The organism is Shewanella sp. MM_2022_3 (assembly GCF_022557375.1).
GTDB lineage: Bacteria > Pseudomonadota > Gammaproteobacteria > Enterobacterales > Shewanellaceae > Shewanella > Shewanella xiamenensis.
Genome location: NZ_JAKZGV010000052.1, coordinates 15,841 through 29,629 on the forward strand (window position 1 = coordinate 15,841; position 13,789 = coordinate 29,629).

Below are 13,789 nucleotides of genomic sequence, written 5' to 3' on the forward strand. Positions count from 1 at the left end.
CGAAATTCGATTATTATCGTCTAACGAAACCAGAAATCAAGATGCGACCATGACCGATACCACGAAGACTGACCACAGCCCATGGGCTGTTTTTCTGATCTTTCTCCGATTGGGCCTGACCTCTTTCGGAGGCCCGATTGCCCATTTGGGCTACTTTCGCGATGAGTTTGTGACGCGGCGGCAGTGGCTGACCGAGCGCAGCTATGCGGATTTGGTCGCCCTTTGCCAATTCCTGCCGGGGCCGGCCAGCAGTCAGGTAGGCATCGCAATTGGGCTGTCCCGATCCGGCTATACCGGGGCGTTGGCTGCGTGGGCGGGTTTCACGCTGCCTTCAGCGATTGCGCTGATCCTGTTTGCGCTGGGCATTGCCAGCTACGGGGATGCGATGCCGTCAGGCGTACTGCACGGATTGAAGGTGGTGGCCGCGGCGGTGGTCGCGCAAGCCGTATGGGGGATGGCTCGCAATCTCTGTCCTGACGCACCGCGCATCACCGTCATGGCGGCGGCAACCTGCTTTGTGCTTCTGGTGCCGTCCGCTTGGGGTCAGGTGGGAGTTATCGCCGTTGCAGCGGTCATTGGCCTATTGCTGTTCAAACCTCAGCTGGGCGCAGCGCACGATCCGTTACCGATTGCCATGCGGCGTCGTGTTGGCTTGATCTGGCTGACACTGTTCTTTGCGCTGCTGACGGGGTTGCCGTTGTTGACAGCCATGTTCCCGAATCAGACGTTGTCGATGGTGGATGCCTTTTACCGGGCCGGATCACTGGTCTTTGGTGGCGGGCACGTCGTGCTACCGCTGTTGCAAGCCGAAGTGGTGCCTTCTGGCTGGGTCAGCAACGACGCATTTCTGGCAGGCTACGGTGCCGCGCAGGCCGTCCCAGGCCCTCTGTTCACCTTCGCGGCGTTTCTCGGTGCTTCGATGAACCAGGCCCCCTCCGGCTGGTTGGGTGGGTTGGTCTGCATGCTGGCGATCTTTGCGCCGTCCTTCCTGCTGGTCGTGGGTGCGTTGCCGTTCTGGGAACGTCTGCGCCGCAACACCCGTACGCAAGCGGCGTTGTTGGGCATCAATGCGGCCGTGGTTGGCCTGCTGCTGGCCGCACTCTATCAACCAGTATGGACGAGCGCGATTCATGCGCCGCAAGACTTCGGCTTGGCCCTTGTGGCACTTGTTGCCCTGATGTTCTGGAAGCTGCCGCCATGGCTGGTCGTGGTTGGCAGTGGTATTGCGGGCTGGTTGTTGAGCTTGACCCTGTGAGGTTCCTAGCGTGACAGACAAAGACCTTTACGGCGGGTTGATCCGTTTGCACATCCTGCATCACGCAGCCGAAGAACCCATCTTCGGCCTCGGCATCATCGAAGAGCTACGCCACCACGGTTACGAGCTGAGTGCCGGGACGCTATACCCCATGCTGCACAGATTGGAAAAGAAGGGGTATCTCACTTCACGGCATGAGCGCACCGGTCGACGGGATCGGCGGGTGTATGAGATCACCGAACAAGGCCGCGTTGCGCTGTTCGATGCCAAAGCCAAAGTCAGGGAACTGTTCGGCGAACTGATTGAATAAAAATGATTTGCTTATATCTATGATTTCTTTCTTAATTTTTATTTAGTAAATTTTACCTTTTAAGTCAGAACCTTAAAGGGATCAACAAACAACGTTGACACAACAAGCATAATTAGTTTTCACTCTAAAAGACCATTTCTGCATGTTAATAAATCTTAACATGCAGAAATAGCGTGTTTAAGTGCAGTTTTGAGCTTTTTTAGTAGCAATCAAAGTGAGTTAACTACTCTTCAGCGCTTATGCACTGAATAGTGAATAAATAGTCAAATTTTGTATATTAAGTGTTCAGAAGCATTTAAGACGCATCTTAAAATGGGCAAGACTATAATGAACTCAGGATTTATTTCAATAGCTTTGCTATTAGTATTTTTCAGTACGATTCAACGCGGATCCTAGCTAGTTCTATTGCAAAATTAGATATATGAGTGGAGTAACCATCATGAATTTCAGCAATACTGCCAGCAAAATCAGACAGTCGAAGTGGCGCACTGCCTAGGATTATGTTTAGCCTAAGATTGATCCCGTTCTCCATCGGCTCCAATAGTGTCTTCATTTGAGGTGTATAATGTGTACTTTTGCAAGGTAACCTCGAATCTTCTGTGTACTAGCTCAGACCTGTTGTCCAAAACAGCAACCTAAGTGTGCTTTTCGCTTTGCAAGGACGAGCTGGTGCGAACCTTATCATACAGCTGAGACACGAATATGTGTCTATTCAAGACTTTGAATATATTATCGAAAATCAACGCCTTATTTTCGTTTTCACTTGCAATAACGGGACGTAGTATATCAACATATTCATAAGAACAAACCAAATGCTAAGCTCTACAAAAGCATAGCCCTACTTCACGGGCCATGCTTTAAGTGAGCAAAAATTAAATCACTAGAGATTTAACTTAATGAACAGATACCTTATAAATAAAAGTATTCCCCATATCACCCCTGCAACTATGGGTATCATTGTAAAAAACACCAACAATACCTTTGAAACCTCAACATCCCTTATTCTAGTACCCAAAGAAAAGCCATATAGTTCAACCACTTGAACCCCAAAAAGAAAAATAATCAAACAGGCAAATATTAAGCCAATATATGCAATGATTGCTCTCTTCTTTTTGCTTTTTTCTGACTTTGCAGCAGTAATTTGTATTTTCATTTCAATATATTATCTACACGATGTGTCATTACAAGATTTTTGCTGATGAGCTGCCTCAGCAGCATATCCAGCTCCATATGCCCCCCCTAACTTAACTTCAGCGACAGCCCTATTCGAAGGCGTTGAACTCAACGTTTTTGAATCTGCTAATACTCGCTGTGAAGATGAGCCAGTCATATTATGAGAAGCTTGAGTTGCTGTATTATTTGGTAAATTTCTACTAGCAACAGCCATGTTCGCAGCCCCTTTAGCTATTGCACCACCCACAGCTCCAACAGCAGCAGCACCTACCACTTTACCAGGACTAAACTCCCCCTTTATAGTCTGATTTGCTACCTCACCAACTCCATTAGCACCCGCTCCAACCGCCATCGTACCGAAAAAACCTCCTCCAAATGTTGTCGCCACACCGACAGCAGCACCTACACTGCCAGCCATCATCACTGAACCAAAATTAGCATTATCATTTGTAATAGCTTCTGAAATTGCACCTATCGCAAATCCGATAATTCCTGCACCAATTTGGACACCAAATTCGCCATCAGGATCCACATATTTATAGGGATTATTATTAGCGTAAGTGTATCTGTTGTAGGCATGTATGGGACTTCCGCGATCAATATGCTCCATTACATCCACAGGATCATTAATGTAAAAACGGCCTATAAGTGGGTCATAATATCGTGCCTGCATATAAAGTAATCATTAATAACTTCCTGCGATTACTTGTTGCTCATGCTCAGGCAAATGCGGCTGCCACACTCTTTAATTGGTTAATCACCTGCGCTTTTGGGTGTACCAGAACATCTTCATTTATTTTCAATACAACAGCTTTCATTACATCGGTCGTACTCTGGAGGGCTGAGTTGACCTTGATGTTTTGCAAATCAATAGAGACCTGATCACCTTTCAACGAAATACGCTTTTGGGCTCTTCCCTGCGCTAAATCGCTCTCCAGATACTGGGCAAGATGACGCGCCGAGGCCATATCGGAAGATAATGAATGGATGTAGAATTTTATTAGGGCTGGTGTGAAATCGATACTGGCACCTAATGTACTACTGGCCAGATTTAAAATATCGACCATGTGGGCAGGTACACGTGTTTCTACCGCTTTCTTACGGGTATCCAATTGCTTTTTAACCGCTGGTGCCGATTGCTGTGGCATTAAGATGACTGCATCACATTGGCTGCACACACCAACCAGCACATTTTTCACTAAGCCACTGCCATCACTAAAGGGCACATCACGAAGTGCAAAAACCGCATCCTGGATCGAACGACACGATTCACAGACCGCTTTTTGTGTATCACCTACTTTAAAAATCTTCATGCTGTCACCTTAGTTATGCACGCTAATAAACACACTATTGGGCTCAACAAAGTACCATTTAATGTACCAGTGAACGCCTTGATGCACGGTTTTTACTATGTGAACCTCGATATCACTGACTACATGATGAGGACTAGACTCATAGCAATTGCCTCTGACCCGACCGATGATATCGCTCACATCCCCTACCGAAATTTGTCCGGTAGCCAGCAGGTTCTTGATATCAATGTCGTTTCGCTGTTCGTGAAGAATATTGCCAGAGGCAAGACATTCCAGCAGTTGTCGCTTTGCATCTTTAAAACCCATACCACTCCTTTATTGTACGCTGTTTATCGTACATTTCAATAATTACTAAACACCCTCAACTCGCATCCAGTGTTAATCGCTCTTTCGCTCCCCGAACAATCGTTGCTCACTTAAGGCCGAAGGATGTGTCGAGACATACACTTCGGTCAATTTGGCTCGGGAAACATGAGTGTATATTTGTGTTGTCAGTATGCTTGCATGGCCTAACATTTCTTGCACATGGCGCAACTCTGCGCCGTTGTCGAGCATGGTGGTCGCTGTGGCATGTCGAAATAAATGGCAAGCACCCGCCCTTTTGATCCCCGACAACCTGACATATCTTCCCGCCATCTCTGACAACTGATTAGCCCGTAAGCGAGTGCCATTATTGGCAAGAAACAATGCCCCACCTGAACCAATAAAACTGATCATAGGGCGCAGCTTACTCAGGTAAAATACCAGCCATTCACACGCTCGCTCACTGATAGGAACAATACGTTCCTTTTGTCCTTTGCCGTGGTTAACTCTCAAGAGTTTCGCGGTAAAATCGATATCGTCGATATCTAGCATCATCAATTCACTGCGGCGTATCCCGGTGGCAAAAAAGACCTCCAATATGGCTCGGTCTCTAAGGCCATGAACGCCAAACAGTAATGATTGTGCCAGAATTTTCTCTATCTCGGCCACGCTAAATAGCGCTTTAGGTAATGCTCTCCCCGAGTGCGGAAGCTCAATGCCAGCCAACGTATTTGCGCTCAGGAGCCCCTTGCTATACATGTACTGCACAAAGGTTTTAATGTAGGTCACTAGGTTACGTTTTTGCTGCTGCCCTAGTGGCTGATGGTCCAGAGGTTTACGGTAGTGGTTCAGGTACTCCATGTAGTTATCCAGCAAATCTAAAGTGATCTGTTCAATGGTGTAGACTTGTTGGGGTAAGCACCACAGATAAAATTTCTTCAGACCAGAGCGTTTTCCTCGCAGTGTATCCGGCGCTTGTCCCTTTGCCTGACAAAGCGCCAGATAGTAATGGACGCAGCGCCATATTCGCTTAGTGCAGGGCTTTTCCATAGATCAACTCATCAACCAGTGATAACCCACTACAGAAATAATCATCAATTGATGGTTTTGACCAACTGATTATTTCCTGTTGCCAAGCACGAATTCGCTGAGCATATCGATAACCAATGGCAGAGATAATTTGCCCTTGTCCGTCGGTCAATGGAAATACGATGCAGCCCCTAAAGCGTTCACCCCCTGTTGGTAATAACAATCCTTGGCGTTGTAAACTGCCTCGAATAGCGCCACCTTCAAGGGTTTTACGTTTAGGCAATTTCAGTCCTAGCGTTCGATCGCATAACCCGGCCGAGGGATGTTGTTTTAACTCTGCCGAAATCAGTGCTGAATCTGCCACAAATTGTTGAGCGCACTCATTACCAAGATATTGTTGATGGTAATAGTCAAATGCTTGTTGGAGATAGATAGTATCGCTATTTAATGATGCCATCAGTTGATCGAGATATTGAGCGTTAGTGGTCATGCTCACCTCCCGATAATCCCTGCTGTTTACGTATGGACTCGCCATTTAAGGTCAACTGGTGTGACTTGTGAACAATCCGGTCAAGTACCGAGTCGGCAATGGTGGCATCCTGAAATGTCTCGTGCCAGGTTGTGACGGGGTATTGAGAGGTGATCATCAATGAGCCTTGCTGATCTCTCGCTTCAATGAGTTCAAAAAACAAATGACGTTCTTCGCTGCTCATTAACGCATTGCCCCAGTCATCCAGCACCAACAACGGAGCCCGAGCAATTTTCCGGGCTAGTTTATTTAAGGTGTTCTCGTTTCGTGCCGCCACCAGTTGCAAGAGCAAATTCGCCATGCGGAAGAAAAGCACAGGGATCTGCTGCTGGATAGCTTCATTTGCAAACGCGCACGCTAAGGTTGTTTTCCCCGTCCCAGTGGGGCCAATCAGTAATACATGCTGATGTGCCCGGATCCAATCACACTTCGCCAATTGCCGTAACGTTGGCATCTTGAGTTCAGGATAAAACTTCTGTTCAATCTGCTCCAAGTAAGTACTGGGAAATCGTAATTTGGCTTGCCGTTTGAGCGTTGTTTGACGGTTATTCTGCTGAAAATTGAGTTGTGCCTGTAGCAGTGCAACCAAGCGATCATCAAAAGGCATATCAAGGTAAGATGCTGATGTAGATTGCGTCTCAAAGCCACTCTGTAGTCCCGGCAGATGTAATTGTTGGCACAAAAGTTTAACGGTTTTAGCATTCATCATGATCACCCTCAAAATAGTGCCTGCCGCGTACATGCTCATGAAGAACTTCTACAGACGTAGGCATGAGTTCAAATGCTTTGGCGCGAATAACTAGCTCAATGTCAGCGGGATCGAGAAAGTCATTGCTATCGCGGGTCAATACAAAACGACAGGCATTGAGAAAGTCGTCATGTCCGTATTTAACCGCCAGCTTTTGCAAACCAAGGCAACGCTTACCAATGACACGAGAATTAGGATTGCTGCTTTGAGCGTATTGCCGCTCAATCAGTTGTTGGGCTTCAATACCAATATCAGATGCCCATGCCATAAAAGTCGCTTTGTTCTTGTTAGCTTCAGCAATATGTGACGGTTTCATATGGGCCGCTAGTCGAGTGAAACCGCCTGGTTCCATTACTAGTTCATGTTCAGCCACTCGTTGATTTTCATGGTATATCCAGAGGTGTGTCGATGTGACTCGAATCAAGACTTGTTTGCCAACCAATTGATAGGGCACCGAGTATTCATGTCCTTGGTAGGGAATAAGGTAGGTGGCAGGCACGAGTATCATTTTACTTTCAACAAACGGCGTAAACGGTAACACCGGCAATCGCTTTAACGCCCGTTGCTCCTGTTCAGCAAACAGCTGTTGGCGGCTGATATTTCGCTTTTGTAGGGGCTGCTGATTAAGCCGTTCAATATCTGAACGCAACTGAGCATTCACTTCTTTGAGGGAAAACAGCGTTAAATCTTGGTTCATTGGTGCCACGATTTGTTGCGTGACAATTTTGGCACCATTTTCAGCGTTGCTATTATCTGTCGGTGTGCCTACCCGGGAAGTATCGCAAATACACCCGTAATGCTCTGACAGTGCTCGCGCATTGTCATGGAGTAACGCCAATAAGCCAGGTGTCGTTACCATCGCCTTGGCGTTATCAAACTGCAAAACTTCAGGAACACCGCCGAAATACTCAAAGGCCGCCACTATCGCCAATATCCAACTACTGGACGTCATATCGGGAGTGGCGAAGCAGAACAGCATCTTGGAATGCCCTAAACATGCAACAAATACAGGGACCAGCACAATTTTGCCTTGTTGCTGATATCGCACTTTAATGCCCAAGAAATCAATAAACATAATTTCACCGGGCATATAGTATTGCTTCATGCACACTTTTGAGTGACGGATATATTGACGTACTCGGGTATAAAACATGGTCTTTCGATGTGCGCGGAGCCCATATTTAATCCGATGCTCAATATACAACACCGCCAGTGTCTTACGTTGCTTACGAGGCAGGGCTAGCTGTCGCTCAATTTCAGCGTAGTCCGGTTCAACTTTTGATGAATCTCGATGCCAGACTTTTGGGTAAAATTGTTTTGCCAGTTTTTGATCTGTCAATGACTCAATATCGTGCCATGACAGTCTCAATGAGCCCAATTTATGCCGAAGCGCTCCGACCGTAGAATGAGAGCTTCGGGTTACTTTGGCAATGTATCGGTTGGAATATTCGGCATAGAACAACAGATGCCAAAGTATGCTGCGCAATGTCATTGTGGCTATCATGGTTCACCTCTGGGTTGCGTTAATAAAACAGAGGTGCACAACGCCGTCACTGGCGATGGTCAACTTGACTTTCGCCAGTGTCAGAACCATAGTTAATTTGTCGGTCTCAAACGACAATCACTATGCAATCCCGGTTAGGTTGCCGCCTTGCCGGGATTGTTGTTGATACACCTCTAAAAATTACCTATTCATCACGTCATCCTATCTGTAACTGCATACGCTGCGTGGCAAGCCAGAGAGCAACGTCTTTGGTCAACGCAAACTTACCGCGCCGATTTTCAATACTAAACACCGCAATAGGGAGCGTTTTCTTATAAACCGCTTGCCGAAAAGCGCCCGATGACACATACCCCAATGCTTTGTGTAAGTTGCTGCCACCAATGACAGGCCCATATTGCACCATCATTGATACTTCCAGTTTTTCAGCAAGCTGGACGACATTCGGTAATGTGGTTTCAGTGATCATCAGAGTTTTGCGCTTACGGTTAGTGACAACTGTTTTAACCATAGGACTAACCTAGTAAAATGTACATGAGTAAGGTTAAAACCATTTTGATCCTCACATTTGGGCTAGAATTACATCATTATGCGTTACTAAGCGCTGTTAATGCGTTTTTGCAATGACCATTGAAAATTCGGGACGTCGAGGACGCCCGCCCAGAAATAGAGTTGAGATGTTACGTACTCGGGTATTGATGGAGAAGGTATGCGCATATGCCGGAATTGACGTCAAAGGCTACCAGTGTGAGCGTTTATTTGAACCCGGAACCATCACTCGCAAAGATGACGGCACACGCATGCGTTCCTGTAAATGGGATCGTTATCTTCTCGGTACACACTCACCATCACCGCAAACCTTGAAAAAGGTATACGACCACATGAGCCCATCACAGGCAAAAGCCTTGCAGGTGTTTTATGAGCATCCCATGTGGGTCGCGCTGGCAGAAGGCCCACTCGATGCAGACTATTGGCAACGCTTTTACCAATCGCTTCCGCTTTCCATTCAACAACTGATTTTTAAACGCAATACCAGTGGTTCTCAGCCAAAATCATTGAAGATCATCAGAGACAATACCGTGCAGGGGCTATTAAGAATATGGAACCATGATGCCTTTGCCTGCCTTCTCGCTCTTTGCCGGGATAAGAGCGCTACTGTTGATTATCAAGCACAACAAAGTCTGTCATTCGCCGTACACAAATACGTTCAATATCTGCTTATCTGTGATTTCAGCCATATCCCCATGTTGTTGTGGACGTACTTTGAGCAAGTGATTGTCGAAGACTCACGCTTATCAAAATACCATTTGGATCTATGGCAAGGAGGGTTTGAGCAGACCTTTCGCTATGCGCAAGCCATGCTGAGTTTTTTACTAGCCGCAGAAGATTTAGGTATTGTCGGCAGTCTTAAAAGCCAACAGCTCTTTTTGTATTGGAAATTACAAGGGGATACTCAACTGATAAACCAAGAGTTAGCGCGGGCCTTCAATGATCCCCATTGGGTGCTACCAGAGACTAAGTTGGGGCTGAATTGGCTCATCGCAACGATGAACAAACACCTAGCCAAACATCAACAAGTGAGCATAAGGCACTAAGCAAGTGGCCAATCATTAACGGAAAGCTGGCCAGATTATTTTAACACTACTGGCCAAACAAAATCGGAAAACTGGTCAAAAAAGACGGAATATACACATGTATATTCCGCCCCAACGCATCCACGATTCCGAAACAGACTGGCCACCATTCCGAAAAAAGTTGGCCGGTCTTCCGCTGAAGACTGGCCACTATTCGAAAAACTACTCAACACTATTATATGATTCAGTAGATTTGAATTTCACCTTAACACAGCTAATTTAACGGAGTAACATGTGGTGAAAACTTAGACAAGACATCAATACAATCTGCATCAGTTATTATTGAATAATGTATTATTTTCTCATCTCGATAGTAGCCTTGGCTTTCAACATGTAACCACTCCAACCATGATGAATTCTCTACCAAATTCAAGCTATTTAAAAATCCTCCATGCTCAGAAAAAGTTCGGGTACGATAGCTTTCATCCATATTTCTATATGCAATGTAAGGATCAAAAACAATCTTAAACTTTTTTTTAGTTTTACTAATATGTATATATAAAACTAAACCATCATCTAAATCTTCCACACCATCAATAATGACTCTGCCAGTGGTATCAGGAATTGGTTGCCACGTTAAATATTTATTCATTTCCATAAATAAGCTCTTTATTCATCATACCTGATTTTGGTCTTGTTTTTCCCATCTTGCACTTCAACTGTTGGCCTACCATCTGTGCTATTCGGTCGAACAATTATGGTTCGACCACTTCCATCGTTAACTGTACCTTTTCTTCCTTCCCCACCTTTGTTGTCAGTTATGGTCTTTACACTATCAGGATCAACTGCTTGGTCAAAATCACCATTAGCTTGCCCCATACCACCTGGTTTGTCGAAGTTTTCAGTTCTACCTTTAGTTTTTTCACCTTCTGAGGCACCTTCTAATATACCTTTAACAGGATCTTTAGTTTCGTTTGCCCCTTCACTCACCGCGATAATTGTCTGCTCTATACCTGCTCCGGTTCCGATAACTCCAGCGGTTACAAGAACGGCTTTCCCAAGCTCTTCAATCCCAACTATAAGTGGTATTGCCCATTTCCCATCAGGATCAACATACTTATAGGGATTATTATTCGCATAGGCATATCGGTTAAAACTATGCACATCCCTGAATCCGACAGGATCATTGGCATAGAAGCGACCTATCAGTGGATCATAGTATCGTGCCTGCATATACGTTAAACCTAAGTCTCTATCATGTACATGCCCAGTATAGCCAACACCTTCTTTGTCTCCACCTATGCGTTTACCAAAAGGTTCATAATGGCTACGACTGATAATATTGCCCGCCTCATCAGATTCAGATATCACAGAACCTAGCATATCTGTGTGCTGATATCTCACAACGGTAGCCATAAGATTAAAAGAGATTACATAAACCAAACAAAAAAATATCAAATTTTTATATTTCATATTTACTCCTAACTAACAGGCCTACAAGCTATAAGTCGCTGTTATAGTTTGATTTGAATTTGTTAGACATGTAATAGTTACATTTAACGTAAAATGCTGCCCCAAATTCAAGCTGCCAGAAGTGCCTGAAATTTCGGTCGTACCAGATATATTTGTTCCAATTAAGCGTTGAACTTCCCCCGAACAAGAACTGGCATTTTGAGTTGTCCAACTAAATCCTTTTTTATCTTGAGTACAGATTGTCTTTGTCTTTTTTGAACCAAGTATTGGTTCTTGCCTACAAACTGCTGGAGGATTAGTTCTCTCAAACTTTATATAATGACTTTCTGCATTATCATAATGACTTTCTGCATTATCGACCTCCGCAATTAATTGCTTCCCTAAGAATACATTATCACTTTTTGTCCCATTCGCAGCTTCACGATACAACAACTGACCTGCCTGGCTGTAAACAGAATAGTGAGAACCATCTGCTTTAGTTTGTTTAACTCTTCGATTATGACCATCATAAACATAGCTAATCCCTTTAGCCGAGGTCATTTGTTGGCCTAAGTTATAGGCAAGGCTATAGCGTCCGTTATTGGTCACATTACCGCGAGTATCGTATTGGTAACCATAGGCATAGGCACCCGTTAGATTGTTTAAGCGGTTAAGTGAATTGTAATTGTAGGTAATGGTTGAGTTATTTAGACTGCGGCTGAGCACATTGCCCAAACCATCATAGTTATACAGACCGGTACCCCACTTGCCATCAGCAGATTTAAGTCTATCGACTCCGTCATAAGTGAGATTATCTACATCATTGTTGCGGTCTACCCAATCGATTAGACGGGCCAAATTGTCGTTATAGTCATAACTTGGGTCGAGACTATTTTTGACTGAACCGGCTTTGATATCTGTCAATGCATCGATACGGCCTGTCGTGTCTAACGCAACATTTCTGACAATCCCATTACCATACGTGAATTGCTTAATCTGTCCGTTCGGATGGTAACTTACTCCTGAAGCATAACTTCCGGCCTTAGTTGCTTGACCCAGGGCATTAGGTGCAAAATCAACTATTGCGCCAGATGGGTATTTAAGAGAGTTCAGACCGCCTAGGTTGTTATATTCCCAGTCCAGAACAAAATTCTTTCCATCGAGTGCAAGGTTCTCTTTTTCAATTGTATTCAAACTATTGTACAAATATGTCCAGTTTACAGAACCTGCCACTAAAGAGGTGAGGTTGCCATTGCCGTCATAGCTATAGGTTTTATCGGGCGTAGTATCAGGAAAGTTTTCGGTTCTTAATTGCCCTAAGTTGTCATAACTCAATAATACCTTGTGTGTCGCAGGGACAGTACTTGCATCACAAGCCGTGGTTGAGCCGCTAATCCCTTCTGCACGCCATATCTGTTGGCGCTGTCCATTGTAACCAAATGCCGAAATCCCTGTTTCAGGGCGCACCTGCTTACACAATTGTTGATAAGCATCGTAAATTCGTGTTTCAGTCACATTACCTTGTCGAATGCTTGTCACTTGGTCAAATACGTTATAATCAATTACGACATCATCCGTATCTGGCGCCTCAATTAAAGTTGGTTTATCAAATGAGGGTTCGCCGTAGGCGAGGTATGTCGTTGTCGTTGTATTGTTTTCTCCATCAGTCACGGCAACTTTATTCCCAGAAAGATATTCACGACGACTGACACTACCATCGCTCGTTCGAGTCTGGGTAATCACTCGCCCTAAAGCATCATATCCAGTTTCCATTCCTATCCGGTTACTTGCATCAGCGCTTAGGAAACTGGCTAATGTTTGACGATTATCATGGTCGTATGTAAACGACTGATATCTGGTCGTTGATGGGTTGGATATATCACGTTCCTGAGTCAAAATAGGTCTCAAAAAACCATCATGATAAATCCGTTTTTCGTAATTCCCTTGCGAAATAGTCTGACGCAAACTGCCAACGGCAACATCACTGCCACCAACTCCATCACCAAGACTACTAACAACAGCATAACTAATAACTTTGTCGGCCCACTTAGGGTCAGCATAGTCAATCTTTGTCAACCAACCGATGGGATTGTAGGTGTAAGACGTTTTATTGCCATTAAAGTCTGTGACACTTTTAGTGGTGCCATCAGAATTAACTTCCAGTAAAGCTATTATGGTGTTTGAAGTACTGCCATTCGCAGTGTTACACCCATTAGTTGTTGCACAAGGAAGAGTGATTTTACGAGCCTTCCCCCGATAATAGTCTTCAAATTTCTCGTATCGTCCAGAATCGGCATAAGTTGTTTGCAACCGATTGCCATCAGGATGGTACATATTTGTTAATAACAGTTTCCCAAATAATTTTTCTTGATGAATTAGCATCCTATCATCGTATATATACTCTTTAAATAAGGTGGGGAATGAGTTAGTGTTTGAGATGTACTCTTTATTCAACAAATTCATAACCCAATATTCGGGATTGTAGGTATATTCACGCTTAATGTGCTTAGTGTTTAAAAAAGAACTTTCCACTATCCGACTAGGAACATTATATTCATTGAAATCTGTATAAGTTATTGTAAATTTATCTGTACCTTCAGTA

At 44.6% G+C, this 13,789-nt stretch carries 13 protein-coding genes and 1 pseudogene; 3 read left to right on the top strand and 11 right to left on the bottom strand.

The window, feature by feature from the left end; all coding sequences use genetic code 11:
- Positions 1–49 precede the first annotated feature (49 nt).
- Together chrA and MMG82_RS18285 are read left to right on the top strand one after the other, a co-directional pair.
- The gene (chrA, locus tag MMG82_RS18280; protein WP_088212994.1) at positions 50–1,255 is read left to right on the top strand and encodes a chromate efflux transporter; all 1,206 of its coding nucleotides are present in this window, start codon (positions 50–52) and stop codon (positions 1,253–1,255) included.
- 10 nt (positions 1,256–1,265) lie between these two features.
- Positions 1,266–1,565, top strand: a complete 300-nt coding sequence (locus MMG82_RS18285) for a PadR family transcriptional regulator (RefSeq protein ID WP_241407242.1) — start codon at positions 1,266–1,268, stop codon at positions 1,563–1,565.
- 1,162 nt (positions 1,566–2,727) lie between these two features.
- Here the strand turns inward: MMG82_RS18285 and MMG82_RS18290 are convergent.
- From MMG82_RS18290 to MMG82_RS18325, 8 genes are all read right to left on the bottom strand, one after another.
- Positions 2,728–3,411, bottom strand: coding sequence for an RHS repeat-associated core domain-containing protein (locus MMG82_RS18290; protein WP_241407243.1), 684 nt, complete (start codon positions 3,409–3,411; stop codon positions 2,728–2,730).
- A gap of 46 nt (positions 3,412–3,457) precedes the next feature.
- Positions 3,458–4,051, bottom strand: a complete 594-nt coding sequence (locus tag MMG82_RS18295; protein ID WP_241407244.1) for a hypothetical protein — start codon at positions 4,049–4,051, stop codon at positions 3,458–3,460.
- Positions 4,052–4,060: 9 nt separating this feature from the next.
- Positions 4,061–4,357, bottom strand: coding sequence for a hypothetical protein (locus MMG82_RS18300; RefSeq protein WP_241407245.1), 297 nt, complete (start codon positions 4,355–4,357; stop codon positions 4,061–4,063).
- Between the two features lie 72 nt (positions 4,358–4,429).
- A complete protein-coding gene (locus MMG82_RS18305) occupies positions 4,430–5,404 on the bottom strand; it encodes a tyrosine-type recombinase/integrase (protein WP_241407246.1) in 975 nt (324 codons plus the stop codon).
- Positions 5,385–5,873, bottom strand: a complete 489-nt coding sequence (locus tag MMG82_RS18310; protein WP_241407247.1) for a hypothetical protein — start codon at positions 5,871–5,873, stop codon at positions 5,385–5,387. Before MMG82_RS18310 ends, MMG82_RS18305 begins: the two co-directional genes overlap by 20 nt.
- Entirely contained in the window at positions 5,863–6,621 is a 759-nt protein-coding gene (gene istB, locus MMG82_RS18315; RefSeq protein WP_241407248.1) for an IS21-like element helper ATPase IstB, read from the bottom strand. The genes MMG82_RS18310 and istB overlap by 11 nt, the downstream gene beginning before the upstream one ends.
- The gene (gene istA, locus MMG82_RS18320; RefSeq protein WP_241407249.1) at positions 6,608–8,164 is read right to left on the bottom strand and encodes an IS21 family transposase; all 1,557 of its coding nucleotides are present in this window, start codon (positions 8,162–8,164) and stop codon (positions 6,608–6,610) included. Before istA ends, istB begins: the two co-directional genes overlap by 14 nt.
- A gap of 196 nt (positions 8,165–8,360) precedes the next feature.
- On the bottom strand, positions 8,361–8,672 hold the full coding sequence (locus MMG82_RS18325) for a hypothetical protein (RefSeq protein ID WP_241407250.1): 312 nt from the start codon (positions 8,670–8,672) through the stop codon (positions 8,361–8,363).
- Between the two features lie 166 nt (positions 8,673–8,838).
- On the opposite strand from MMG82_RS18325, the gene MMG82_RS18330 reads away from it, so the two are divergent.
- Positions 8,839–9,756, top strand: coding sequence for a hypothetical protein (locus tag MMG82_RS18330; protein ID WP_241407251.1), 918 nt, complete (start codon positions 8,839–8,841; stop codon positions 9,754–9,756).
- A 253-nt stretch (positions 9,757–10,009) separates the two neighbouring features.
- Here MMG82_RS18330 and MMG82_RS18335 read toward each other — a convergent pair whose 3' ends face one another.
- The 3 genes and pseudogenes from MMG82_RS18335 to MMG82_RS18345 form a co-directional block, all read right to left on the bottom strand.
- Complete coding sequence (locus tag MMG82_RS18335) at positions 10,010–10,393, bottom strand: hypothetical protein (protein WP_241407252.1); 384 nt, start codon at positions 10,391–10,393, stop codon at positions 10,010–10,012.
- Positions 10,394–10,404: 11 nt separating this feature from the next.
- A complete protein-coding gene (locus tag MMG82_RS18340; protein WP_241407253.1) occupies positions 10,405–11,208 on the bottom strand; it encodes an RHS repeat-associated core domain-containing protein in 804 nt (267 codons plus the stop codon).
- Between the two features lie 21 nt (positions 11,209–11,229).
- A pseudogene (locus MMG82_RS18345) lies at positions 11,230–13,789 on the bottom strand (hypothetical protein); the annotation flags it as partial.

What these genes read in the sequence shown, in the direction of transcription:
- istA (WP_241407249.1), bottom strand. Translation starts at nt 8,164, where the DNA reads ATGATAGCCACAATGACATTGCGCAGCATACTTTGGCATCTGTTGTTC.
- chrA (WP_088212994.1), top strand. Translation starts at nt 50, where the DNA reads ATGACCGATACCACGAAGACTGACCACAGCCCATGGGCTGTTTTTCTG.
- MMG82_RS18340 (WP_241407253.1), bottom strand. Translation starts at nt 11,208, where the DNA reads ATGAAATATAAAAATTTGATATTTTTTTGTTTGGTTTATGTAATCTCT.
- MMG82_RS18305 (WP_241407246.1), bottom strand. Translation starts at nt 5,404, where the DNA reads ATGGAAAAGCCCTGCACTAAGCGAATATGGCGCTGCGTCCATTACTAT.
- MMG82_RS18335 (WP_241407252.1), bottom strand. Translation starts at nt 10,393, where the DNA reads ATGGAAATGAATAAATATTTAACGTGGCAACCAATTCCTGATACCACT.
- istB (WP_241407248.1), bottom strand. Translation starts at nt 6,621, where the DNA reads ATGATGAATGCTAAAACCGTTAAACTTTTGTGCCAACAATTACATCTG.
- MMG82_RS18310 (WP_241407247.1), bottom strand. Translation starts at nt 5,873, where the DNA reads ATGACCACTAACGCTCAATATCTCGATCAACTGATGGCATCATTAAAT.
- MMG82_RS18330 (WP_241407251.1), top strand. Translation starts at nt 8,839, where the DNA reads ATGTTACGTACTCGGGTATTGATGGAGAAGGTATGCGCATATGCCGGA.
- MMG82_RS18295 (WP_241407244.1), bottom strand. Translation starts at nt 4,051, where the DNA reads ATGAAGATTTTTAAAGTAGGTGATACACAAAAAGCGGTCTGTGAATCG.
- MMG82_RS18290 (WP_241407243.1), bottom strand. Translation starts at nt 3,411, where the DNA reads ATGCAGGCACGATATTATGACCCACTTATAGGCCGTTTTTACATTAAT.
- MMG82_RS18325 (WP_241407250.1), bottom strand. Translation starts at nt 8,672, where the DNA reads ATGGTTAAAACAGTTGTCACTAACCGTAAGCGCAAAACTCTGATGATC.
- MMG82_RS18300 (WP_241407245.1), bottom strand. Translation starts at nt 4,357, where the DNA reads ATGGGTTTTAAAGATGCAAAGCGACAACTGCTGGAATGTCTTGCCTCT.